The organism is Pseudomonas sp. MS15a(2019) (assembly GCF_013277805.1).
GTDB classification, from domain to species: Bacteria; Pseudomonadota; Gammaproteobacteria; order Pseudomonadales; family Pseudomonadaceae; genus Chryseomonas; species Chryseomonas benzopyrenica.
This window is the reverse complement of the sequence record NZ_VBTN01000002.1, coordinates 145,086-169,267: the sequence shown is the minus strand read 5'-3', so window position 1 is coordinate 169,267 and position 24,182 is coordinate 145,086. Positions and strand designations below refer to the sequence as shown.

The following is a 24,182-nucleotide window of genomic DNA, read 5'->3' as shown; positions in this document are numbered from 1 at the left end:
GGTACGACGTAGGTTGGGTTGAGCGCAGCGAAGCCCAACAGTGCCGCCTTGTGTTGGGCTTCGGCGGAGGAGCCGCCTCAGCCCAACCTACGGGTGCTACCCCGGTCCTTGCCGGTACAGCTTGGAATCCTGGAAATCTCCCGGTGCCAGCACCTCGCCTACCAGAATCAACGCGGTGCGGCGGAAATCCTTGTCCCGCGCCCGTTCGACGATGTCGGCCAGGGTGCCCTGGACGCTGTCCTGATCCGGCCAGCTGGCGCGGTGGACGATGGCCACCGGGCAGCCGGGACCGTAGTGCGGCAGGAGGTCGGCGACGATGCGCTCCAGCTGGCCGACGCCGAGGTGGATGGCCAGGGTCGCGCGGTGGCGGGCCAGGTCGGCCAGCGCCTCGCCTTCCGGCATGGCCGTGCGACTGGCATAGCGGGTGAGGATCACCGTCTGGCTGACGCCGGGCAGGGTCAGCTCGCAACCCAGCAGGGCCGCGCAGGCGGCGGTGGCGGTCACGCCGGGGACGATCTCGTAGGCGATGCCCAGCGCCTGCAGGCGGCGGATCTGCTCACCGATGGCGCCGTACAGCGAGGGATCGCCGGAATGCACCCGGGCCACGTCCTGGCCACGGGCGTGGGCAGCGGCCAGGTGGCCGACGATGGCGTCGAGATCCAGGTGGGCGGTGTCGATCACCGTCTCGGCGCGATGGCCCTCGAGCACCGCGGGCGGCACCAGGGAGCCGGCATAGAGGATCACCGGGCATTGGCGGATCAGCCGCTGGCCCTTGACGGTGATGAGGTCGGGATCGCCGGGGCCGGCGCCGATGAAATGGACGGTCATGGGGTTTCCTCGGCCAGGGCGGCGAGCATGTCGGCGACGCTGGCGAATTCGCGGTCGACGCTGGGCAGGGCAGGGCGACGCAGGATCAGCACCGGCAGGCCGCGTTCGCGGGCGACCTGTAGCTTGGGCTGGGTGGCGGCACTGCCGCTGTTCTTGCTGATCAGCACATCGAAGTCGCCCTGGGCGAAGAGCGCGCGCTCGGCCTCCAGGGCGAAGGGGCCGCGGTCAGCGATGATCCGCGCCCGGACGTGGCCGGGATGGGTGTCGAGCAGGCGCAGGGTCCAGAACTGCCCGCCGGGAATCTCCTGGAGATGCTCCAGCGGCTCGCGACCCAGGGTGAAGAAGGGGCGGGCGAAGGGTGCCAGGGCTCGCTGCAGCTCGGCCCAGTCGGCCACCTCGCGCCAGTCGTCGCCCGGTCCGGCCTGCCAGCCGGGGCGACGCAGCGCCCAGCAGGGCAGGCCAGCGTCAGCAGCGGCCTGGGCGGCGTTGTGGCTGATCCGGGCGGCGTAGGGATGGGTGGCGTCCAGCAGCAGCTCGATGCCTTCACTGTGGAGAAAGGCGGCCAACCCCGCGGCGCCGCCGTAGCCGCCAACCCGTACCTGGCAGGGCAGGTCCTGGGGCACCCGACCCAGGCCGGCGAGGCTGTAGATGGCCTCCGCCGGCAGCGTGCGGGCGATGGCCAGGGCTTCGGTAGTACCGCCGAGCAGGAGGATCTTCATGGGCGGTTTTCCGTAAGAGCGGCGGAGGCTTCGTCATGCATGGCGTGTCCTCACCCCCGGCCCCTCTCCCCCAGGGAGAGGGGAGGAAGAGCGGTGCTTGGCGTCGAGTCGGGGAGCAGGACTGCTAGTCTCTCTGTTGAGCAGAGCAGCGGGCGGTAGCCCAGACGCCAGACTTCCAAGCCACCACCCAACCACCCCCTCTCCCCCATGGGGAGAGGGCTGGGGTGAGGGGGCCAAACCCAAGCCAAGACTCACGGCTTCACCACTTCCAGCAAGGTAATAGGCAGCGCCGCACGCCAGGTATCGAAGGCGCCCAGTGGCTGGGCCTGGGCCACCTGCAACCGGGTCAGATCACCACCGTGGCGCTCACGAAAGGTTACCAGGGCGGCTTCGGTCTGCAGGGTCACGGCATTGGCGACCAGGCGGCCGCCGGGCCGCAGGGCGACCCAGCAGGCGTCCAGCACGCCTGGCGCTGTGAGCCCGCCGCCGATGAAGATGGCGTCCGGAGTGGCCAGGCCGGCCAGTGCCTCCGGTGCCTGGCCAGCCACCAGGTGCAGCGCCGGGGCGCCGAGGTGGTCGCGGTTATGGAGGATATGGGCCTGACGACCGGCATTGGCCTCGATGGCCAGCACCCGGCAGCCGGGATGGCTGCGCGCCCATTCGATGCCGATGGAGCCGCAGCCGGCGCCCACATCCCACAGCAGTTCGCCGGGACGCGGCGCCAGACGCGCCAGGGTCACGGCGCGCACGTCGCGCTTGGTCAACTGGCCGTCGTGGCGATAGGCGCTGTCCGGCAGACCGGGGGTGAGCGGCAGTCCCGCTTCACCGGTCTCGCTCAGGACCTCGATGGCGACCAGATTGAGCGCCGCCGCCTCGGTCAGCGACCAGGCCTCGGCGCGACCGGCGATGCGGCGTTCCAGGGGCCCGCCCAGGTGCTCCAGCACTTGCAGCTGGCTGGCGCCAAAGCCTTGGTCCACCAGCAGGGCGGCCAGGGCGGCGGGGCTGTGACCGTCGTTGCTCAAGACCAGCAGGCGCGCGCCGGGATGGAGATGGCGCACCACCCCGGCCAGGGGCCGGGCCACCACCGATAGCAACGCGACCTCCTGCAGGGGCCAGCCCAGGCGCGCAGCGGCCAGGGAGTAGGAAGAGGGCGCCGGCAGCACCTGCAGTTCGTCGGCCGACAGCTGGCGTGCCAGGCTCGCGCCGACGCCGAACAGCATGGGATCGCCGCTGGCCAGCACGCAGACCGAGGTGCCGCGGCGGTCCAGGACCGGGGCCAGGGCGAAGGGCTGCGGCCAGGGCTCGCGAGTGGCGCGGATGCAGGGTGGCAGCAGCGCCAGCTGGCGCGGACCGCCGATGACGACCTGCGCTTCCAGCAGGGCGCGGCGGGCCTGCTTGCCGAGGCCGGGGTAGCCGTCTTCGCCGATACCCACCACGGTCAGCCAGGGGATCATGAACACACCTCATCGAACGTCAGCCGACCGGGCGTTTTCAAGGGGTCGGGGTCGGGTGGCCCCGGAGTCATTATCTGACCCGGAGCCCCCTAAGAACCGTGCTTGCGACTTTCGCAGCACACGGCTCAAGCTTACGAAAAACCAGCCATAGGCTGGCCGGCAACTGTGACGTGCGATCCTAACATCATAGACCGCTATATCTCAGGGTTACCTGTTGCCGCTGGCTATGCACCAGCGAGTGGCAGTTGGGGTGTATGAGCACGCGATTTTTCAGGGTGTTCTTGCCGCCGTCCACCCGTCGAATGACGTGATGGTCGTCCCAGCCAGTTTCCTTATTTACCGCGTGACCACATAAGGCGCAGAGTCCTTTCTGCCGCTGGAAGAGATACAGGATTTGTTTTCTGAAATGCAGTTTGTGCTGCATTCGTCGAACTCTTAGTTTTTCCCATTTCTCCTCGTGTTTCGCATCGTATGGATGGTACCCACCCGATAGCCGCGGTTGTCGCCTTATCTCAGTGTCCGCGAGCTGGTATAGCTGGCAGAACTTGCGTTCACCCTTCTTACCTCTGTAGGGATGCGCAAAAACCCAATTTCGCTTGCCTATGGAATGGAAGTATCTATTCCGGCACCAATTAGCTTGCTTCTTCGGATGGCGGCGCTTCGCCCACCTTCGCAGCAGCCAGACGATCAAGCTGTCTAACCGGCTGAAGGCTTTCTTTGCCACGGCTGGAGAGTGGTATTGAGCCCACCCTTTCAGCACCGGATTCAGGCGTCCGATTAGCTCTTCCTGAGTCAATGCCCCGCTGGTTTTTACTATTTCTCTAACCTTGCGATAGAACGTTGAGATGTTCTTTTTCGAAGGCTTGATGAATAGCTTGGTCCGGCGGTAAGGCGACTTCGGGACGTACTTCCTGAAATTCCACCCTAGGAAATCGAAGCCCTGAAGGATGTGGGTTATCCGCGTTTTCTCTTCGGACAAGCTCACCCCTCGTACTGACAGGAATTGCTCGACCCAAGGTATGACCTCGTCAGTCAACAGCTCTTTGGTAGCCGCTGTGATGATGAAGTCGTCCGCGTATCGCACCACATGCACTCTGGGCGTATCGGCGTCGGTACCCGCTAGCTTTCTGGCCAGATGGCCTTTGAGCTGCATCTCCAAGCCGTTAAGGGTGGCGTTAGCCAAACACGGCGAAATAATCCCGCCTTGTGGCGTCCCGGCCTCCGTAGCCATGAAGTGTCGCCGGTCAATTACCCCGGCCTTCAACCACAGCCGCAGTACCTTCTTGTCCATAGGGACGTTCTGGCACAGCCACTCGTGATTGATGTTGTCGAAGAACCCCGTGATGTCACCTTCCAGAACCCACACAGGTGAGTCGTCTCTCGACATTAACTGAAAGATTTCAACCATCGCATCAGCGGTCGAGCGATCCGGCCGGAAGCCGAAACTTTTCGGGTCGCTGGTGCTTTCGATGACGGGTTCCAGGGCGGACAGGTAGAGCGCTTGCATGGCCCGATCAAACATCGTCGGTATGCCTAGCGGGCGCTTTTCCTTCTTCCCTGGCTTCGGTATCCAAACCCTCTTTAGCGGTTTGGGTCGATAGCCTCGTATCTCCGATAGACGCTTCGCGGCGCGGAGCTTGGCTGGGGGCGTCCCCCAGGTTTCTCCATCAACGCCCGGAGTCTTGCGACCCCGGTTTTCAGTCACCCGTCTTACAGCCAGACAGCGGCCATAAAACGAATGGGTCAGTAACCGTTGCAGGCGTTTAACCCTACGCCAGTCACCGGCCATTGTTGCCTGCGCAATCTTCAACTGCGTTTTCCGAACGGAGATCTGGATCTTGGCCCAATCGAGATCGTGCCAGCCCTTCACACCGTCAGGAGACGCAGACGAAACCGATGTTGCTGGTTGCGTATTCATACAGTCCTCCTCAGGTTAGTAACCTTCGGGACGGACTTCTCCCCCTAGGGGTTGAAGTCGCCCCTAGGGTCGTTTCGCTGGAAATCAGCACTAGATCATGCGCCCGTAAACCAGGTGCACGTCAGCCAGGGTTGCCCCTGTCGATGATGTTTCAATCGATATGCCGCCCATTACAGACAGCCATTCGCTTTTTGCACCCTCCCATTCCCCACACCCAACAGCTTTCCTTGCGGATTGCCTGCCTTCCGATGTTGCTGGTTAGGCGGGTGGTCGGGATTGCCACGTTCCCCGATGCGCATCGATTCCCCGGTTAGGTTCCGTCTCTCCCCCGACAGTCGTAGTGGTACCGCGTCGTTAGCTTTGACAACGAGCGCCAGACTGCTATGCCGATTTTGGCCAGGGCCTATTAACTGCCGTAGGCCCAGTTATGCTTACGAGGGGTCTAACAACGGTTCACATGTGTTAACCATACGGGTTGGGTCACTAGCCCTAGGCTTCCGTGCAGTTCGGAAGCTTCACGAAGCTGTTGCCAGTCAAGCGTGTCCCTTGCGGGATAGGACATTGTCCACCGGGCTTCACACCTCAGGGTTGGCCCCCGACGCATGCCGATGTAGTGAACTGGCAGGTACATGCCAGGCTCGGTGCTTCCTATGTAAGCGAAGTTGAGCAATGCACAGCGGAGCGGTTGCTCCGTGCTTGGACGAGATACCCTAGCGTCTCACGACGTTGGCAGTGGGCCAAATGAGACCAAGGCATCCCAGAGATGGATTGACCCCTTGCGGGGTCAAATCACCCGCAGGAAGTCTTGTTACATTTAGATACAATTTCGTTGGCAGAAATTGCTCTCTGTTACGTCTGATTGATCAATTTATAGCCAAAAATGGCCAAATTTGAGACGTACTTACCCTGGCAAGCAGGGATCGCATTGTCCCCACAAGTGGGTCGAATCAGGCGCGGCAGAGCCGGCTCTCGTGCTTTATTTAGGCTTCAAACCCCTGTAGAACAAGGGTTTCGGCGCCAAGACTAAGCTGGTCGACCAAGCACAACACGAGCATACGTGTCGCACCAAAGCGGGCATAATAACGTCTTTCCCCGTTCAGCCCGACCTTCCGCCGTGAATCCTCCGTCTCCTTCCGCCCTCGTCCCGCGGCCTTCGGCCTGTCCGGGCCTGCTGCGCATCGTGCCCGCGCGCGATGGCGGCCTGTGCCGGGTGAAGTTGCCGGGCGGGCGACTCATGGCAGGCCAGGCGCGAGCGATCGCCGCCGCCAGCGAGCGCTGGGCGAACGGGGTACTGGAGCTGACCAATAGGGCCAACCTGCAATTGCGCGGCGTGCGCCCGGACGGCGCCGACGCCCTGGTGGCTGCCTTGCAGGCCGCCGGTCTGGGCCCGAGCGATCCGGCCGCCGATGACGTGCGCAATCTGCTGCTCAGCCCCACGGCGGGGCGCGATCCGCAGCAGCTGCAGGATGTCCGTCCCCTGGCCGCCGAGTTGCTCGCCCTGTTGGAAGGCGACCGCCGGCTGCATGGCCTGTCGCCCAAGTTCGCCCTGCAGCTGGACGGCGGCGAGGGCCTGGCGCGGCTCGACCATGCCCATGATGTCTGGCTGTCCGCTCGCCCCGAAGGCTATGCGCTTGGTCTCGCCGGTATCCCACTGGATGCGCCGGTTGGATTGATCGCCCCGGGCCAGGAGGTGGCGACCGTCGCACGGCTGCTGCATCGCTTTCTCGACCTGGCCGGTCCCGGGCAGAGCCGCATGCGCCAGCTGCTGGCTCAGTGCCCGGCCGCAGAGTTGCTGGTGGGGTTGGACCTGCTGCCGGTTCCGCGCAGCCCACGCGCGGCGGCCGCAACCGAGCTGCGCCTGGGCAGCCATCCCCAGCTTCAGCCGGGTCACTGCTGGATCGGCGCCCAGCCCGCCCTAGGCCGCCTGCCGGCAACGAGCCTGGCCGCCGTCGCCGACCTGGCCGAGCACCTCGGCAACGGCGACCTGCACCTGACCCCCTGGCAGGGCCTGCTGCTGCCCGATGTGCCGGTCGACCAGGCCCAGGCGCTGCTCACGGCCTTGACCACCCTGGACCTGACCACCGACCCTGCCGCACCCCTGGCCCGGCTGATCGCCTGTACCGGCAGCCAGGGCTGCGCCAAGGGCCAGGCCGACACCAAGGGCGATGCCCTGCGCCTGGCCGAGCGGCTGCCGGCAGGCGTGGAGGTACACCTCTCCGGCTGCCCGCGCAGTTGCGCCCTGGCCGGTCAGGCGCCCCATACCCTCTTGGCGGTGGCCCCCGGTCGCTATGACCTCTTCGTGCGCGACGCCACCCAGCCCGGTCCGGGCCGGCGGCGCGCCACCCACCTTTCTCTCGACGAGGCCGCCGCCTGGCTGGCCCGGAGTCCCAGTGATGCTTGAATACGAACGCGACGGCCAGGCGATCTATCGCCAATCCTTCGCCACCATCCGCGCCGAAGCCGATCTCTCGGCCATCCCCGCCGACCTGGAAAAGCTCGCCGTGCGGGTGATCCACGCCTGCGGCATGGTCGACGTGGTCCAGGACCTGGCCTTTTCCCCGGGTGCCGGCGCGGCCGGTCGCGCGGCCCTGGCGGCCGGCGCGCCCATCCTCTGCGATGCGCGCATGGTCGCCGAGGGCGTTACCCGCACTCGCTTGCCGGCCAACAATCAGGTGATCTGCACCCTGCACGACGAGGGTATCCGCGAGCTGGCCGTGGCCCAGGGCAACACCCGCTCGGCGGTGGCCCTGGAGCGCTGGCGGCCGCACCTGGCCGGCAGCGTGGTGGTGATCGGCAACGCCCCCACGGCGCTGTTCTATCTGCTGGAGATGCTCGATGCCGGGGCGCCCAGGCCAGCGCTGATCCTCGGCATGCCGGTGGGCTTCGTTGGTGCCAGGGAGTCCAAGGACGCCCTGGCCGCCGACAGTCGCGGCGTGCCCTACGTCATCGTCCGCGGCCGCCGTGGCGGGAGTGCCATGGCCGCGGCAGCGGTCAATGCCCTGGCCACGGAGGTGGAGTGATGGCCGGCCGCCTGCTCGGCCTGGGCGTCGGCCCCGGCGATCCGGAACTCATCACCCTGAAGGCCCTGCGCCTCCTGCAGGGCGCGCCGGTGGTGGCCTATTTCGTCGCCAAGGCCAAGGCCAACGCGGGCCAGGGCGGCAATGCCTATGGCGTCATCGAGGGCTATCTGCTGGACGGCCAGCAGCGCCTGCCGCTGGTCTATCCGGTGACCACCGAGAAGCTGGCGCCGCCGCTGTCCTACGAGACGGTGATCGCCGACTTCTACGACACCGCCGCCGCCCAGGTGGCCGACCATCTCGACGCCGGCCGTGACGTGGCGGTGATCTGTGAAGGCGATCCCTTCTTCTACGGCTCCTACATGTACCTGCACGACCGCCTGGCCGAGCGCTACGAGGCCCAGGTGGTGCCGGGGGTCTGCTCCATGCTCGGCGGTGTGGCCATGCTCGGTCTGCCGCTGGTCTATCGCAACCAGACCCTCACGGTGCTTTCCGGGGTGCTCTCCGCCGAGGAACTCAAGGCGCGCCTCGCCAGCGCCGACGCCGCCGTGGTGATGAAGCTCGGGCGCAATTTCGAGAAGGTGCGCCAGGTCTTGCGCGAGCTCGGCCTGGACGAGCGTGCCCGCTATATCGAGCGCGCCACCATGGACAACCAGCGCATCGTCGCGCTGGACGAGGTCGAGCCCATGGCCTCGCCGTATTTCTCGCTGGTGGTGGTGCCGGGGGTGAAATGGAAGGGTTGAGCCCGGCCATCGTCATCCTCGGCCCCGGTGCCCTGGCCACCGCCCGCCGCCTGCAGGACGGCCTGCCGGGCAGCCTGGTGCATGGCCTGGCCGGGCGGGTCGAGGGCGATGTCAGCTATAGCGCCTTCGGCGACCACCTGCGTGACCTCTATCGCCAGCAGCGGCCCTTGGTGGTGCTCTGCGCCGCCGGCATCGTCATCCGTAGCCTGGCGTCCTTGCTGGATGACAAGACCGCCGAGCCGCCGGTCCTTGCGGTGGCCGAGGACGGCAGCGCCGTGGTGCCGCTGCTGGGCGGCCTGGCCGGTGCCAATCGCCTGGCCCGTCAGCTGGGCACGTTGCTGGCGGTGGCCCCGGCCATCACCACCAGTGGCGAACTGAGATTCGGCACCTGCCTGCTCGATCCACCGGCCGGCTATGCCCTGGCCGACGTCGACGTGGCCAAGCATCGGGTGGCCGATCTGCTGGCCGGCGCCCCGGTACGCATCGAGGGAGAGGCGCCCTGGCTGGACGAGGTGCCCCTGGCCCGCGATCCCGCGGCGCGGCAGCGCATCCTGGTCTCGCCCATGACCAGCGCCGACGACCATACCCTGCTGATCCATCCCCGCGCCGTGCTGGTGGCGGTACGCGCCGATGCCACCGCCGCCGCCGTCACCGCGCTGCTCGCCAGCACCGGCTATGCGCCAGGTGCCGTGGCAGTGCTGCTGGCGCGGGCGGAAGACATGGCCGTGCCCGGCCTGGCCGAGCTGAGCCAGGCACTGGATGTGCCGTTGAGATTCGTCGACGCCAACACGCCGGACTTCGCCCTGACGACGGTGGAACGGGCCCAGGAGCGGGGCATCGCCCTGCACCTGCATGACCGGCCCCTGGACGCCGAGGACCTCGGCCAGCACCGCGGACGCCTCAGCGTGGTGGGCCTCGGCCCGGGTGCGGCCGAGCTCATGGCACCCGTAGTGCGCCGCGCTCTGGACGAGGCCCAGGACGTGCTCGGCTACGCGACCTACGTGCAGATGGCCGGCCCCCTGCGCCCGGACCAACTGGCCCATGCCAGCGACAACCGCGAAGAATTGCAGCGTGCCCGCCATGCCTTCGAGCTGGCCGCCAGCGGCCGTCAGGTGGTCATGGTGTCGTCCGGCGATCCGGGTGTCTTCGCCATGGCCGCCGCGGTGCTGGAGGTGCTGGAAGGCGCCGATGATCCGCGCTGGGCGGCGGTGGAGCTGGAGATCCTGCCGGGCATCACCGCGGCCATGGCCAGCGCCGCCCTGGCCGGGGCGCCCCTGGGCCACGACTTCTGCCTGATCTCCTTGTCCGACAACCTCAAGCCCTGGGCGGTGATCGAGCAGCGCCTGCGCCAGGCCGCAGCAGCGGACCTGGCCATGGCCTTCTACAACCCCATCTCCAAGGCCCGCCCGCACCAGTTGGAGCGGGCGCTGGACGTCTTGCGCAGCTGCCGTCCGGCGAACACCCCGGTGATCCTCGGTCGCGATGTCGGCCGTCCGGGTGGCGGTCTCGAATACACCAGCCTCGGCGCCCTGCGCAGCGACATGGTGGATTCGCGCACCCTGGTGATCCTCGGCTCCAGCCATACCCGGCGCTTTCCGCGGGCCGATGGCGGCGAGTGGGTCTATACGCCGCGCTGGTATGATCCGGAATTGTTATAAAGTAACATTTAATGCTTGAATCCTGGTCGCCGCTGGCCCACCCTCGGCGACCTTCCTGTTCCCTGGCGGGAAGCCGGTGAGAGTCCGGCGCGGTCGCGCCACTGTGAGCTTCGCGAGAAGCGAGCCAGACCTCGCCAGGGGACACCCATCATCCACAAGGGACGCGTCATCCCAAGGAGAGTCCATGCTTCGCCGTCTTTCACCGCTGCTCGCCGCCGGCCTGCTATCTGTTTCCGCCCTTAGCGCCCAGGCCGCCACGACCTATCCGCTGACCATCCACAACTGCGGTCGCGACCTGGTCTTCGAGCGTGCGCCCCAACGGCTGGTCAGTCTGGGTCAGGCCAGTACCGAGTTGCTCTTGCGCCTGGGCGTGGGCGCGCGCCTGGTGGGTACCGGGGTCTGGTTCGGCGGCCTGCCGAAGGACCTGCAGGAGGAGGGCAAGGGCATTCCGCGCCTGGCCGACAACGCCCCCAGCTTCGAAGCCGTGGTCGGCACCCGGCCGGACCTGGTGGCGGCGCAGTACACCTATCACGTCGGCCCCGGCGGCGAGGTGGCGGACTTCCCCCGCTTCGCCAAGCTGGGCATCGCCGCCTATGTGGCGCCCAGCGATTGCGAGGGCAAGGCGGTGACCGCTGATTCCAACAGCGACGGCAGCCGCAGCGCGCCCTTCGACATGCAGCTGGTGACCCGCGAGGCCCGGGAACTGGCGGCCATCCTCGATGTGCAGCCGGCTGGCGAGCGCCTGGCTACCGATCTCGACCGCCGCATCGCCGCCGCCGGGGAGCAGGCCAAGGCTGCCGGGGTCCAAGGGCGTTCGGTGCTGTTCTGGTTCTCCAGCCCGCGCCTGGAAGGCGATCCCTGGGTCGCTGGCAACCTCGGCGCACCGGCCTGGATCGCTCGCGCCCTGGGCCTGCGCAACGTGGTCGACAGCGCCGAGGAATGGCCGGCGGTGAGCTGGGAGCGCATCGCCAGTCTGGACCCTGACTATATCGTGGTGGCGCGTATGGACCGTCGTCTCTATCCCGCCGATGACGTCGACAAGAAGCTGGCCTTCCTGCGCAGCGATCCCCTGACTCGCGAATTGCGCGCGGTGCGCGAGAACCACCTGCTGGTGGTGGACGCCCCGACCCTCAATCCCTCGCTGCGGGTGGTGGACAGCGTCGAGGCCCTGGCCGCCGATCTGGCCAAGCCGCAACCATGAGCCTGCCCCTGGCGGCCGAGGGTGCCCGGCCCTGGCGCTGGCTGCTGGGCCTGGCCGCGGTGCTGGCGCTGGCGGCGAGCGTGGTGCTGGCGGCCTCCTTCGGCGAGATGCCCATCGCCCCGCTGACCAGTCTGCAGGCCATCGCCAACGGCCTGGGCCTGGGGCCCTATCCGGTGGAGCGCATCGTCCAGGGCATCGTCTGGGAATACCGCCTTAGTCGCGCCCTGGTCGCCGCCTGCTGCGGTGCGGGCCTGGCGGTCTCCGGCGCCATCCTCCAGGCGCTGCTGCGCAACGCCCTGGCTGAACCCTATGTGCTGGGGCTGTCGGCCGGCGCCTCCACCGGTGCGGTGCTGGTGATGCTGTTGGGCATCGGCGGCGGGGTGCTCGGGGTCTCGCTCGGCGCCTTTCTCGGCGCCGTGCTGGCCTTCGCCGTGGTGCTGCCCTTTCTGGGCAGTGGCGGCAGCACCCGCATCATCCTCGCCGGGGTGGCCGCCTCCCAGCTGTTCAATGCCCTGACCGCCTATATCGTCGCCACCGCGGCCAACGCCGAGCAGGCGCGCAGCGTGATGTTCTGGCTGCTCGGCAGCCTGGCCGGGGTGCGCTGGCCGGACGTCTGGCTAGCCGCCGGGGTGGTGCTCGCCGGGCTGCTGGTGTGCCTGGCCTGCGCCCGGGCGCTGGATGCCTTCGCCTTTGGCGAAGACGCCGCCGCCAGTCTCGGGGTGGCGGTGGGGCCGCTGCGCCTGCTGCTGCTGGCCGTCACCGGCCTGATCACCGCCTGCCTGGTCAGCCTGGTGGGCGCGGTAGGCTTCGTCGGCTTGGTGATTCCCCATGTGGCACGCTTCCTGGTCGGCCCCGGGCATGGTCGGCTGCTGCCCACCTGCGCGCTGATCGGCGCCCTCTTCATGGTGCTGGCCGACATCGTCGCCCGTACCCTGGTGGCCAAGCAGACCCTGCCCATCGGCGTGGTCACCGCCCTGGTCGGCGCGCCGGCCTTCGCCTTCATCCTCTATCGCGCACGGGAGGTCCGATGAGTCTCGTCGCGCGGGACGTGGCCTGGAGCGCCGGCGGCCAGCCGATCCTCCGCGGGGTCACGTTGGCGGTACCGCCCGGCGGGGTGCTGGGGCTGCTCGGCCCCAACGGCTCGGGCAAGTCCAGCCTGCTGCGGCTGCTGGCCGGGCTGCGCCGGCCGGAGGAGGGCAGGGTCAGCCTCGACGAGACGCCCCTGCAGGACCTGCGACGTCGCGACCTGGCGCGCCGGGTAGCCCTGGTGGAGCAGCAGGCCGGTACCGAAGCCGATCTCTCGGTAGCCGAGGTGGTGCGCCTGGGCCGTACGCCCCATCGGGGCCTGCTCGATGCCTGGAGCGCCCGCGATGCCGAGGTCTGCCAGCGGGCCCTGGCCCAGGTAGGCCTGGTCGACAAGGCTGCCCGCCGCTGGCACAGCCTCTCCGGTGGCGAACGCCAGCGCGCCCAGATCGCTCGCGCCCTGGCCCAGCAACCCAGCGAACTCCTGCTGGACGAACCCACCAACCACCTGGATATCCAGCACCAGCTGGAAATCCTCGACCTGGTCCGCCGCCTGCCGGCCACCTGCGTGCTGGCGATCCACGATCTCAACCTCGCCGCGCTGTTCTGCGATCGCCTGGCGGTGCTGCGCGACGGTCGCCTGGTCGCCGAAGGCGCCCCGGCCGCGGTGCTGACGGCCGAGCTGATCCAGCAGGTCTGGGGCGTGAAGGCGCAGGTGACGCTGGACGGCCCCGACGGTCGGCCGACGATCCGCTATCGGCTGGGCTGACGACGCCGCACCGGGCCGGCCCGCTCTTCGATCGCCTGCCTGAGCTGCGGGCGACCACCCAGCCAGAAGACCGCTTCGGTGGCGATGAACAGCGGACCGATGGCCAGGCCGGTGAGGTCGTCGAGAAAGGCCGGCTTGCGCCCCTCGTAGTGGTGACCGACGAACTGGATGGCCCAGCCGACCAGGAACAGACCCAGCCCCCAGCCCAGCCAGACGCCCGTGGTCCGGGCCGCCAGCGTGGCACCCAGCCAGAGGGCAAGACCAAGCAGCACGCTCATCAGCAGTCCCAGCGGCCGATCCAGGCGCAGGTAGAAGACCGCCACCGCCCCGGCCACCGGTACCGCGGGCGACAGCGGCCAGCCGGCCAGGCTGAAAACCGGTCGCGACAGCAGGATGGCCACCGCCAGCACGATCAGCAGGATGCCGGGAAAGTGGCTGGCGATGTTGCGCGGATCGCGGTGGTAGCTCGCGTAATGGCTGAGATGATCTTCCAGGGTCTTCATCGGCAGGCATCCAGGCGGCTGGGCGGGAAGCCTCAGCATGCACCGGGAAGACCCTGCGCGTCAGCGGGCACCAGGAGAAATGCGATTGCGATAATCGCCCCCTCGCTCGATAATCGATCAAAAGCCTGCCGAGGACCGGTCCGATGGACGATAACCGCACCGCTCACGCCACGGGCCTGCCGCCACTGGCCGCGCCGCCCATCATCGCCTCGCCGGCCAAGCGCATCGAAGCCTTCACCGGCGACCCCAACTTCATGACCTCCCTGGCCCGCGGCCTGGCGGTCATCCATGCCTTCCAGGAGCGCAAGCGCCAGCTGACCATCGCCCAGATCAGCCATCGCACCGAGATCCCGCGCGCCGCGGTGCGCCGCTGCCTGCATACCCTGATGAAGCTGGGCTACGTCACCACCGACGGCCGCACCTACTCGCTGCTGCCCAAGGTGCTGACCCTGGGGCACGCCTATCTGTCGTCGACGCCGCTGGCGGTCACCGCCCAGCCGGTGCTCGATCGCTTGAGCGAGCAACTGCACGAAGCCTGCTCCATGGCCACCCTGGAAGGCGACGAGATCCTCTACATCGCCCGCTCGGCGACGCCGCAGCGATTGATCTCGGTGGACCTCAGCGTCGGCAGCCGGCTGCCGGCCTATTGCACCTCGATGGGCCGCATCCTGCTCGCCGCCCTGGACGATGCCGCCCTGCACGACTACCTGGAACACGCCGACCTGCAGGCCAAGACCAGCCGCACCCTCTATCAGCCGCCGGCGCTCATCGAGTGCCTGGGCCAGGTGCGCCAGCAGGGCTACGTCATCGTCGACCAGGAGCTGGAGGTGGGGCTGAGATCCCTGGCGGTGCCTCTGAGAGACGCCGCCGGCCAGGTGCTGGCGTCGCTCAACGTCGGCACCCACGCCAGTCGGGTCAGTCGCCAGGAGCTGGAGACGCGCTTCCTGCCGGTGCTGCTGGCGGCCAGCCAGGAATTGAGTACCCGGCTGTTTCACTAGCGAATCTGGTCGATTATCGGCCATATCGCCGATAATCGAATTGTCAGCTGTTCGGAGTTGGGCTTAACGTCGGCGCAGTGGCGCACTACGCCGATAACAACAACACGAGCAGACCACCATGACGCAAACCCTCGCGGGCGCCGTGCCCCTGGCCGATTCCTCGGCCACGGCGACAGTCGGCACCCTGGACGTCCAGCAGTTCATCAATCGCCAGGCGCTGTCCGCCTACCAGTGGCGCATCGTCGCCCTGTGCTTTCTGATCGTCTTTCTCGATGGGCTGGACACCGCGGCCATGGGCTTCATCGCCCCGGCGCTGTCGGTGGAGTGGGGCATCCCACGCGCCAGCCTGGGGCCGGTGATGAGCGCCGCCCTGGGCGGCATGGTCTTTGGTGCCCTGGGTTCCGGCCCGCTGGCCGATCGCTTCGGCCGCAAGGGCGTGCTGGTGGTCGCCACCTTCATCTTTGGCGGCTTCAGCCTGCTGTCGGCCTTCAGCGCCAACCTCGAACAGCTGGTGATCCTGAGATTCCTCACCGGGCTGGGCCTGGGCGCGGCCATGCCCAACGCCACCACGCTGCTCTCGGAATACACCCCCGAGCGCCTCAAGTCGCTGCTGGTGACCAGCATGTTCTGCGGCTTCAACCTGGGCATGGCCGGCGGTGGCTTCGTCTCGGCCTGGATGATCCCGGCCTACGGCTGGCACAGCCTGCTGGTGCTGGGCGGCGTGCTGCCGCTGGCGCTGGCCGTGGTGCTGCTGCTCTGGCTGCCGGAGTCGGCGCGCTATCTGGTGGTGCACGGCAAGAGCGCCGAGCGCACCCGCCGGGTGCTGGCGCCCATCGGCCGCGAGGCCGCCGAGGCGCGGCACTTCGTGGTGCCCGAGCAGAAGTCGGTCAAGACCGGCAACGTCTTCGCGGTGATCTTCAACCGCAACTACAGCGCCGGCACCCTGCTGCTGTGGCTGACCTATTTCATGGGCCTGGTAATCGTCTATCTGCTCACCAGCTGGCTGCCGACGCTGATGCGCGACGCCGGCGCCAGCCTGGAGCAGGCCGCCCTGATCGGCGCGCTGTTCCAGTTCGGCGGGGTGCTCAGCGCGGTCTTCGTCGGCTGGGCCATGGACAGATTCAATCCGCACAAGGTGATCGGCCTGTTCTATGTGCTGGCTGGGATCTTCGCCTATTGCGTGGGCCAGAGCCTGGGCCAGGTCGCCCTGGTCGCCACTCTGGTGCTGGTGGCCGGCATGTGCATCAACGGCGCCCAGTCGGCCATGCCCTCGCTGGCGGCGCGCTACTACCCGACCCATGGCCGCGCCACCGGGGTGTCCTGGATGCTCGGCATCGGCCGCTTCGGCGCCATCACCGGCGCCTGGATGGGCGCGACCCTGCTGGGCCTGGGCTGGACCTTCACCCAGGTGCTCACCGCACTGCTCCTGCCCGCGGGTCTCGCGGCCCTGGCCGTGCTGATCAAGGGCGTGGTCAGCCACGCCGACGCGACCTAGCGTCGACGGCTTCCCCTTTGCCGGTGGCGGGCGCTAGGCGCAGGCGCTGCCACCGCGTAAAGTTGCACCCTTTGCACGCTCCGCAGTCACCCGGCTAGAGCGGTGCAGACGTCCAAGGGGTTCCATGAAAGGTTTCGCTCGCCGCGGGCAGTGGGCTGTCCGGCTGGTAACGCTTATCGCTTGCTTTCTGATTGCTCCGGCCTTCGCCGAGACGCGCCAGGTCACTGACGTCCTCGGGCGCACGGTGACCATCGACGCGCCGGCCAAGCGCGTGGTGCTGGGCTTCCACTATGGCGACTACCTGGCGGTCGGTGGCGAGCACGCCTTCGACGCCGTGGTCGGTGTCTCCCGCGGTGCCTGGGAGCGCAAGGTGCCGGCCAACTGGGCGCTCAACGTCGCCCACCGGCCCTCCCTGGCCACCCTTCCCGATGTGGGGGAGACGGAAAACAATAGTTTTTCCGTGGAGAAGGTGCTCGCTCTAAAGCCGGACCTGGTGGTGCTGGCCGCCTGGCAATTCCAGGCGCTGGACAGCGAGGTCAAGCGCCTCGAACAGCTCGGCATCCCGGTGGTGGCGATCGACTACAACGCCCAGACCCTGGAACGCCACCTGGCCTCCACCCGCTTGCTCGGCATCATCACCGGCCAGGAGGCACGGGCCAACGAGCTGGCCGACTTCTATGCCAAGGTGGTGCAGGACATCCAGACCCGCATCGCCGCGGCCCATCGGCCGAAACCGCGGGTCTACGCCGAATTCGGCAACAAGGGCCCGGCCGAGTACTCCTTCACCTATGGCCGCAACATGTGGGGCGCCATGGTCACCCTGGCCGGCGGCGACAACATCGCCGCGCCCTTCATCCAGTGGTGGGGGGTGATGAATCCGGAGCAGGTGCTCATGGCCCAGCCGGAGGTCATCTTCATCTCCGGGCGCGAGGACAACAGCAATCCCACCGCCTTGCCCATGGGCCCCGGCGTGACCGCCGATGACGCCCGCAGCCATCTGCGCGCCTTCATGCAGCGACCGGGCTGGAGCAATCTGCCGGCGATCCGCGACGGGCGTCTCTATGGTGTCTACCAGGGTGCCTCGCGCAGCCTGGAAGACTTCGCCATGCTGCAGTTCATCGCCAAGCAGCTCTATCCGGATCTGTTCCAGGACATGGATCCCATGGCCAACTACCGTGAGTTCTACCGCCGCTACATGCCGATCCAGCCCCAGGGCACCTTCGCCATAGGCCTGAATCCATGAGCGCTTCCTCACCCTCCAGCCACGCGGACGCCATCGCCGACCAGCGCGCCCGCGAGCGGCGGCGCTGGCGGGCCTGCGGGGTGTTTCTGCTGCTGACCCTGGCGGGTCTGGTGCTGGACATCGCCACCGGGCCTTCGCTGCTTTCACCGCTGGAGGTGCTCAAGTCCCTGACCGGCCTCGGCGAGCGGCAGCCGATGACCGACGCCATCGTTCGCGACCTGCGCCTGCCGGTGGCGCTGATGGCCCTGGCGGTAGGCGCCGCCCTCGGCGCGGGCGGAGCGCAGATGCAGACGCTGCTCAACAATCCCATGGCCAGTCCCTACACCCTGGGCATGGCGGCTGCCGCCGGCTGTGGCGCGGCCCTCAGCCTGGCACTGGGCAGCTTCGGCCTGGGCGCGCTGATCGGGGTGCCGCTGGGCGCCTTCGTCTTCGCCATGTTGGCGGCACTGTTCCTTTTCGCCCTGGCTTCGCTCAAGCGCACCGGCAGCGACACCATCATCCTCGGTGGCATCGCCCTGCTGTTCCTCTTCCAGTCATTGCTGTCGCTGGTGCAGTTCCTCTCGTCGCCGGAGCTTTCCCAGCAGATCCTCTTCTGGCTGTTCGGCAGCCTCGGTCGCGCCACCTGGACCACCCTGGCCATCGTTGCCGGGGTGACCCTGCTGTGCTGCATTCTGCTCTTGCGCGATGCCTGGAAACTGGCCGCGCTGCGCCTGGGCGAGGCGCGTGCCGAGAGCCTGGGCGTGGACATCCGCCGCCTGCGCCTCAAGGTGCTGATCCTGGTGGCGGTGATGACCGCCACGGCCACCAGCTTCGTCGGGGTGATCGGCTTCGTCGGTCTGGTCGCACCCCATATCGCCCGCTGGCAGGTGGGCGAGGATCAGCGCTTCCTGCTGCCACTGTCCGCCATCTGCGGCGCCCTGATGCTGTCCTTCGCCTCGGTGCTGTCCAAGTCCATCCTGCCCGGGGCGCTGTTTCCGGTGGGCATCGTCACCGCCATCGTCGGGGTGCCCTTCCTGCTCTGGCTCATCTTCGCCCCGCGCAGGTCCAGCCTATGATCCGCCTCCATGACCTCGCGCTGAAGCGCGGCGACCGCACCGTGATTTCCGGTTTGAGCACCGAGCTGCATCCCGGCCAGGTCCATGTGATCCTCGGCCCCAACGGCACCGGCAAGACCACCCTGCTGCGCGCCCTGGCCGGGGACCTGCCGCTGGCGGCCGGCCATATCGAACGCGGCGAGCGGCGGCTGGTGGCAAGTGCTTCGCTCCGCGCTCAGCGCGAGGGTTGGCGCCAGGGCGTGGCCTATATGCCCCAGGATTCCCATGCCGAGGCGGCGCTGTCGGTGCTGGAGACAGTGGCCATGGGCAGTCTGGAACGGCTGACCCTGCACCTGGACGATGAGCTGCTGGAACGGGCGCTGGGCAAGCTCGACGAGGTGGGGATCGGCCATTTGGCGTCGCGCCAGCTGGGCGCCCTGAGTGGCGGTCAGCGGCAGCTGGTGTTCTTCGCCCAGGTGCTGATGCGCGAACCCGAGGTGATGCTGCTGGACGAACCGGTCAGCGCCCTGGATCTGCGGCACCAGATCAACCTGCTCGATCGGGTACGCCACGAGACCCGGCTGCACCAGCAGGTGACCGTGGTGGTGCTGCACGACCTCAACCTGGCCTGCCAGTACGCCGATTCGCTGCTGGTGCTGGTGAACGGTGGCCTGCTGGCCGCCGGGCGACCCGCGGCCATCGTCACCGCCGACCTACTGGAGGCCACCTACGGCGTGGCGGTGGACATCCTGCAGGACCGCCAGGGCCGTCCGGTGGTCCAGCCGCTAACCGGCCAGGCCTTCAGCGAGGCCTGACCGCAGGGTTGCAGAGGGTGGGGCGTCAGAAGGTGTAGGTGAAACCGGCCTGCACCGTACGCGGCTCGCCCGGATAGCTGTAGGCGTTCCAGGAACTCTCGTCGTAGCCCTTGTTGAAGACGTTGCGCACGTCCAGGTTCAGTCGCAGGTGCTCGTCGACCTTGTAGAAGCTCAACAGGTCGGTGACCGTGTAGCTGTCCATGGTGTAGTCGCTGGCAATTGTTTTCTGGCCTTCGCGTTCGCCCACGTACTTGAGGTTGGCGCCCAGTCCCAGGCCGCGCAGCACGCCGTCATGGAATTCGTAGACGTTGAGCAGATTGACGGCATTGCGCGGGATATTGGTCAGGCGCGTACCGCGGACCAGGGTGTTGTCCTTGGTGACCTCGGCATCGGTGAAGGCGTAGCCGCCGAGGATGCGCCAGTTGGGCGTCAGGTCGCCGGTCACGTTGACCTCGAAGCCACGGCTGCGTACCTCGCCGGTGGCGACGTTGAAGTTTGTGTTGGCCGGGTCCGGGGTCAGGACGTTTTCCTTGACGGTATGGAAGATCGCCGTGTCGACGCTGAGGCGGCCGTCCAGCGCCGCCCACTTCATGCCCACTTCGTAGGCCTTGCCTTCTTCGGGATCGAAACCACCACCTTGGAACGCCGCGCCGGTGTTGGGCTTGAACGACTTGGAGGCGCTGGCATAGAGCGCCAGTTCCGGGGTGAGGTCGTAGCTGACGCCCAGGCGCGGGGTGACGGCGTTGTCGGCGTTGGACCAGCTCTGACCACCGGCGACGAAGTTGTCGTAATCGTGCTCGAAGCGCTCCAGGCGCACGCCACCCAGCACCTTGAAACGCTCGGTGAGGGCGATCTGGTCCTGCACGAAGGCGGCCCAGGTCTTGAGGGTCTCGTGGTCATGGGTCGGCGTACGGGTCAGGGCCGGACGCGGCTGACCAAGGACCGGATTGACCAGGTTGACCGCATAGACACCGGTGCCGCCGGGGGAGCGCTGGATGATCGACTGATAGTCATAGTCTTCCACCTCGATCCCGGTGATCAGGGTGTGACCCAGGCCAAAGGTGTCGAAGCGACCGGTCAGGTTCAGCTGCAGGTCGCGATCAGTCCACTCCAGCTTGCGGTAGTTGAAGTTGCGGCCCAGGGTCACGCCGTCGGCTTGCACGCCGTTGGCTTCCACGGCATTGCCCTTGAGGCTGCCGTCCAGGTACTGGAAACCACCCGCCAGGGTCCAGGCGTCGCTCAACTGGTGCTCGAAGCGCAGCTGATAGGTCTCGCTGTCGCTGTGCAGCAGGTTGGTGGTGCCCTTTTCCCAGGCATTGGTGGAACGACTGGCCTCGGCGCGCTGAGTCAGGTAGTTGGTGCGGCCGCGATCCAGCGGGGCGTTGCTGCGGATGATGTCCGCCTCGAAGGTGATGAGGGTGGCGTCGGTGGCCTGCCAGCTCAGCACCGGGGCGACTTCGTAGCGCTCGGTGTGCACGTCGTCGCGGAAGGTGTCGCCGCCCTCGGCGATCAGGTTGAGGCGATAGGCCAGGCGGCCGTCCTCGTCCACCGGGCCGGTGGTGTCCAGGGTGCCGCGTTTCTGGCCCTGGTCGGTGAACTGGCTGCCAAGGGTGGTCTTGCGCTCGCTCAGCGGCTGCTTGGTGACCACGTTGAAGGTGCCGCCCGGATCGCTGCGGCCATAGAGGGTCGCGGCCGGGCCGCGCAGGACCTCGACCCGTTCCAGGGTGGCGGCATCCGGCGCGCTGGGATAGCCACGATTCATGGGGAAGCCGTTGCGGAAATACTCGGAGCTGGTGAAGCCGCGCACCGTGTAGCTGGTCAGGCCCTGGCCGCCGAAGTTGTTGCCGCGGCCGACGCCACCGGCCTGGTCCAGCGCCTGCTGCAGGCGGGTGGCGGAGAGATCGTCGAGGGCTTCGCGGGAGACCACGCTCACCGACTGGGGCGTCTCGTGCAGCGGGGTGTCGGTACGGGTGGCACTGCTGGAACGCTCTGCCTTGTAGCCCTGCACCGGCCCGGTGGGCGATTCGGCCGCGCCGACGATGGTGAGCTCGGACAGGGCTTGGGGCGAATCTTCCGTCTGCTCCTGGGCATGACCAGTGAGGGGGAGGGCACAGAGGGGCAGCAGATAGAAGGCAGGAACCAGCCGGCGCATTGTTGTTGTCCTGGTATTCGGGGAGGCGGATTCTAGAGCGCCTGACAAAGTGGATACAACTGCGAGTCGTTACCGCCTGAGACATATTTTCATCGGACTGGTCGGTTCGTGGGGGAACTTGTCTGCCGAAGGGCACGAAGGGTGAGTCGCAGAGGACGGTTGCCGGGCTTGCCGCAGCGGGCCTCGGGAGGCGACGCCGGCGCTTTTGCCGTAGCATGCCGCTCCTTTGCCGTCGTGATCGCCCATGAATACCGCCACCCTTGCCCGCCTTACCGACCTGCTCCTGGTCGCCCTCGATCCGCCCCCTGCCGAGGCGCGCCGACTGGTGCACGGCCGTGGCCGGTTGCTGCCGGGGTTGGAACAACTGACCGTCGACTGGCTGGAAGGCGTGGTGCGGGTAGGGCTGTTCCGCGAAGTGCCCGCGGTCGAGCTGGAGGCCCTGCGCACGACCCTGACGGCCCTGGGCGAGACCCCGGTCTGGCGCGCCAGTGGTGCCCGTAGCCTGCTGTTGCAGCATCGTTACCGCCTGGATGCCGCCAGCGAGGCGCTGATCGGCGCGCCGGTGGGCGAGCACGTCATCCATGAGGACGGCCTGACGTTCGGCCTGGACCTCTCCCGTCACCAGAACATGGGGCTGTTCCTCGACATGCGCCTGGGCCGCCGCTGGGTGCGCGAGCAGGCCGCCGGCCTGCGCATCCTCAACCTGTTCGCCTACACCTGTGGTTTCTCCGTAGCGGCCCTGGCCGGCGGTGCGGCCCAGGTGGTCAATCTGGACATGGCTCGCGGACCCCTGACCCGCGGCCGCGAGAATCATCGGCTCAATGGCCATGACCTGGGCAAGGTCAACTTTCTCGGCCACGAACTGTTCAAGTCCTGGGGCAAGGTGCGCAAGCTGGGGCCCTATGATCTGGTGATCGTCGATCCGCCCAGCTTCCAGCAGGGCAGCTTCGCCCTGACCAAGGACTATGCGCGCATCCTGCGCCGGTTGCCGGAGCTGCTCACCCCTGGCGGGCGGGTGCTGGCCTGCGTCAACGATCCCGGTGTGGGGGCGGATTTCCTCATCGCCGGCATGGCCCAGGAAGCACCGGGACTGGCCTTCGTCGAGCGCCTGGCCAATCCACCGGAATTCGCCGACGAGGACCCCGAGGGCGGCCTCAAGGTACTGGTCTTCGGACAGTCCTGAGCCTGGCGTTGCCGTGATACCCGGCGCCGATGAGGCAGGCACTGGCACAGGTACCGCAGGCACACATCGTTACGGCAATCCCTCCGCAGACCGCTCTCCACTGCCAGAGCCCCATCGCGCCGAGGAGCCGCCCAGGGCGCGCTTCTCAGGCTCTGCGGTGAGCCGCGAGCGCCCTATAAACGGCCGTTTCGAAGTCCAGGTAACCCTTGACCGAAGGCGGATCGACGAAGGGCAGGATCTGCGTGGCCCAGAAGCCACCGATGCCGTTCTGCCGGTCGATCCAGTAGTAGAGGTTGGCCAGCCCGGCCCAGGCCAGGGAGCCGGCTGGGCGACCGGTCGGGGCATCGGTGTCGTTGATCATGAAGGTCAGTCCCCAGGACTTCGCCATGCCGGGAAAGAATTCGGCCGGGTTGGACAGGTGGGGAATGACACCGGGCAGGCCCTTGATCTTCAGCGCGCCGAGTCCGTTCGCCGCGGCCATCCGCACGGTCTCCGGCCTGAGCACCCGCCCGTCGGGGCCGTCGCCGTCGTTGAGCCACAGGCGGATGAACTTGGCGTAGTCCAGTGCCGTCGAGTAGAGGCCGTGCCCGCCCATGAAGACCTCCGGCTCCTGCGGTAGCACGAAGTCGTCGAGGGGAGCGAGTTGGCCGGTGGCGTCGCGCTGGTGCAGGGTGGCGAGCCTGTCGCGCATGTCGGCGGTAAGCACGAAGGCGGAATCATGCATCCTCAGGGGAGCGAAGATCCGCTCCGCGAAAACTTCGTCCAGGCGTCGGCCAGTGATGCTTTCCACGACCAGACCGGCCCAGTCGATGTTCGAGCCGTATTCCCATCGTTCGCCCGGATCGAAGAGCAGCGGCGTTTCCAGGGCGGCGCGGGTAGCGGTGATGACGCTGGGTTGGCCGTGCTTGGTGGCGAGGTGCTGGTAGTGCGCATTGAAGAAGTCGTAGCCAAAGCCTGCCGTGTGCAGCAACAGCATGCGAGTGGTGATGGCTCGCCGCGGCGCACGCAGGCGCAGTTGGCCATCGTCGGCAAAGCCTTCGAGCACCTGCAGCTTGCCGATGGCGGGCACATAGGTGCTGGCGGGCGCATCCAGGTCGAGCAGGCCCTGCTCCACCAGTTGCAGTGCCGCGGTCCCGGTAATCGCCTTGGTAGTGGAGAAAATCGCGCACAGGCTGTCGGGCGCCATGAGGTCGGCACTGCCTAGGGTGCGCCTGCCGGCGGCGCCCACATAGAGATTGCCGTGCCGGTTGGTTACCACGGCGGCAACGCCGGGAACGCCTGGGGTGCTCTCGACTGCCCTGGCCAGGATCGCGTCCGCGGCCGTTTTGAGAGTGTCTGCCATCGTCTGATCTCGCTCTGGCGCTGGTTTACGCGCCCGGTCGGGCGCGCGTGGCGAGATCTTGCGATGACCAGGGTCCGGGGTGAGATC

At 67.5% G+C, this 24,182-nt stretch carries 20 protein-coding genes and 1 riboswitch; of the genes, 13 read left to right on the top strand and 7 right to left on the bottom strand.

Features of this window, described 5'->3' with window-relative positions:
* Positions 1-96: 96 nt before the first annotated feature.
* The 4 genes from cobM to ltrA all read right to left on the bottom strand — a co-directional run bounded on the left by cobM (position 97) and on the right by ltrA (position 4,919).
* Positions 97-828: a precorrin-4 C(11)-methyltransferase gene (cobM, locus tag FEZ61_RS03015; RefSeq protein WP_160921922.1), complete on the bottom strand. Its 732-nt coding sequence runs from the start codon at positions 826-828 to the stop codon at positions 97-99.
* Positions 825-1,547, bottom strand: coding sequence for a cobalt-precorrin-6A reductase (locus tag FEZ61_RS03010; RefSeq protein ID WP_173147188.1), 723 nt, complete (start codon positions 1,545-1,547; stop codon positions 825-827). The genes cobM and FEZ61_RS03010 overlap by 4 nt, the downstream gene beginning before the upstream one ends.
* Before the next feature lie 251 nt (positions 1,548-1,798).
* Positions 1,799-3,001, bottom strand: a complete 1,203-nt coding sequence (gene cbiE, locus FEZ61_RS03005) for a precorrin-6y C5,15-methyltransferase (decarboxylating) subunit CbiE (RefSeq protein ID WP_173147187.1) — start codon at positions 2,999-3,001, stop codon at positions 1,799-1,801.
* A gap of 184 nt (positions 3,002-3,185) precedes the next feature.
* Complete coding sequence (gene ltrA, locus FEZ61_RS03000) at positions 3,186-4,919, bottom strand: group II intron reverse transcriptase/maturase (RefSeq protein WP_173147184.1); 1,734 nt, start codon at positions 4,917-4,919, stop codon at positions 3,186-3,188.
* Between the two features lie 1,114 nt (positions 4,920-6,033).
* Between ltrA and cobG the strand changes: the two genes are divergently transcribed.
* The 7 genes from cobG to FEZ61_RS02965 all read left to right on the top strand — a co-directional run bounded on the left by cobG (position 6,034) and on the right by FEZ61_RS02965 (position 13,330).
* Positions 6,034-7,320 carry a precorrin-3B synthase gene (gene cobG, locus FEZ61_RS02995; protein WP_173147182.1) on the top strand — a complete coding sequence of 429 codons (1,287 nt, stop codon included), beginning with the start codon at positions 6,034-6,036 and terminating at the stop codon, positions 7,318-7,320.
* Complete coding sequence (locus FEZ61_RS02990) at positions 7,313-7,939, top strand: precorrin-8X methylmutase (RefSeq protein WP_173147181.1); 627 nt, start codon at positions 7,313-7,315, stop codon at positions 7,937-7,939. The genes cobG and FEZ61_RS02990 overlap by 8 nt, the downstream gene beginning before the upstream one ends.
* Complete coding sequence (locus FEZ61_RS02985) at positions 7,939-8,679, top strand: precorrin-2 C(20)-methyltransferase (protein ID WP_173147168.1); 741 nt, start codon at positions 7,939-7,941, stop codon at positions 8,677-8,679. The genes FEZ61_RS02990 and FEZ61_RS02985 overlap by 1 nt, the downstream gene beginning before the upstream one ends.
* A complete protein-coding gene (gene cobJ, locus FEZ61_RS02980; RefSeq protein ID WP_173147159.1) occupies positions 8,667-10,337 on the top strand; it encodes a precorrin-3B C(17)-methyltransferase in 1,671 nt (556 codons plus the stop codon). Before FEZ61_RS02985 ends, cobJ begins: the two co-directional genes overlap by 13 nt.
* 6 nt (positions 10,338-10,343) lie before the next feature.
* Positions 10,344-10,491, top strand: a riboswitch (cobalamin riboswitch).
* A 30-nt stretch (positions 10,492-10,521) separates the two neighbouring features.
* Positions 10,522-11,538, top strand: coding sequence for an ABC transporter substrate-binding protein (locus tag FEZ61_RS02975; protein WP_173147157.1), 1,017 nt, complete (start codon positions 10,522-10,524; stop codon positions 11,536-11,538).
* Positions 11,535-12,569 (top strand): iron ABC transporter permease, encoded by a 1,035-nt coding sequence (locus FEZ61_RS02970; RefSeq protein WP_173147155.1) that lies wholly within the window; start codon positions 11,535-11,537, stop codon positions 12,567-12,569. The genes FEZ61_RS02975 and FEZ61_RS02970 overlap by 4 nt, the downstream gene beginning before the upstream one ends.
* The gene (locus tag FEZ61_RS02965) at positions 12,566-13,330 is read left to right on the top strand and encodes an ABC transporter ATP-binding protein (protein WP_173147153.1); all 765 of its coding nucleotides are present in this window, start codon (positions 12,566-12,568) and stop codon (positions 13,328-13,330) included. The genes FEZ61_RS02970 and FEZ61_RS02965 overlap by 4 nt, the downstream gene beginning before the upstream one ends.
* Here FEZ61_RS02965 and FEZ61_RS02960 read toward each other — a convergent pair.
* A complete protein-coding gene (locus tag FEZ61_RS02960; protein ID WP_064308427.1) occupies positions 13,315-13,833 on the bottom strand; it encodes an Mpo1-like protein in 519 nt (172 codons plus the stop codon). The genes FEZ61_RS02965 and FEZ61_RS02960 overlap by 16 nt on opposite strands.
* Positions 13,834-13,976: 143 nt before the next feature.
* On the opposite strand from FEZ61_RS02960, the gene FEZ61_RS02955 reads away from it, so the two are divergent.
* The 5 genes from FEZ61_RS02955 (at position 13,977) to FEZ61_RS02935 (ending at position 19,418) form a co-directional block, all read left to right on the top strand.
* Positions 13,977-14,831: an IclR family transcriptional regulator C-terminal domain-containing protein gene (locus FEZ61_RS02955; protein WP_017642952.1), complete on the top strand. Its 855-nt coding sequence runs from the start codon at positions 13,977-13,979 to the stop codon at positions 14,829-14,831.
* 118 nt (positions 14,832-14,949) lie between these two features.
* Positions 14,950-16,326: an MFS transporter gene (locus FEZ61_RS02950; protein ID WP_242455090.1), complete on the top strand. Its 1,377-nt coding sequence runs from the start codon at positions 14,950-14,952 to the stop codon at positions 16,324-16,326.
* Positions 16,327-16,450: 124 nt separating this feature from the next.
* Positions 16,451-17,569 carry an ABC transporter substrate-binding protein gene (locus FEZ61_RS02945; RefSeq protein ID WP_173147151.1) on the top strand — a complete coding sequence of 373 codons (1,119 nt, stop codon included), beginning with the start codon at positions 16,451-16,453 and terminating at the stop codon, positions 17,567-17,569.
* A complete protein-coding gene (locus FEZ61_RS02940; RefSeq protein WP_017642955.1) occupies positions 17,566-18,624 on the top strand; it encodes an iron ABC transporter permease in 1,059 nt (352 codons plus the stop codon). Before FEZ61_RS02945 ends, FEZ61_RS02940 begins: the two co-directional genes overlap by 4 nt.
* Complete coding sequence (locus FEZ61_RS02935) at positions 18,621-19,418, top strand: ABC transporter ATP-binding protein (protein WP_173147149.1); 798 nt, start codon at positions 18,621-18,623, stop codon at positions 19,416-19,418. Before FEZ61_RS02940 ends, FEZ61_RS02935 begins: the two co-directional genes overlap by 4 nt.
* A gap of 25 nt (positions 19,419-19,443) precedes the next feature.
* On the opposite strand, the gene FEZ61_RS02930 is transcribed toward FEZ61_RS02935, so the two are convergent.
* Positions 19,444-21,570 carry a TonB-dependent siderophore receptor gene (locus tag FEZ61_RS02930; RefSeq protein WP_173147147.1) on the bottom strand — a complete coding sequence of 709 codons (2,127 nt, stop codon included), beginning with the start codon at positions 21,568-21,570 and terminating at the stop codon, positions 19,444-19,446.
* Between the two features lie 244 nt (positions 21,571-21,814).
* On the opposite strand from FEZ61_RS02930, the gene FEZ61_RS02925 reads away from it, so the two are divergent.
* Positions 21,815-22,753 (top strand): class I SAM-dependent methyltransferase, encoded by a 939-nt coding sequence (locus FEZ61_RS02925; protein WP_173147145.1) that lies wholly within the window; start codon positions 21,815-21,817, stop codon positions 22,751-22,753.
* A gap of 145 nt (positions 22,754-22,898) precedes the next feature.
* Here the strand turns inward: FEZ61_RS02925 and FEZ61_RS02920 are convergent, their stop codons facing one another.
* Positions 22,899-24,095 carry a serine hydrolase domain-containing protein gene (locus tag FEZ61_RS02920; RefSeq protein ID WP_173147143.1) on the bottom strand — a complete coding sequence of 399 codons (1,197 nt, stop codon included), beginning with the start codon at positions 24,093-24,095 and terminating at the stop codon, positions 22,899-22,901.
* Between the last annotated feature and the right edge of the window lie 87 nt (positions 24,096-24,182).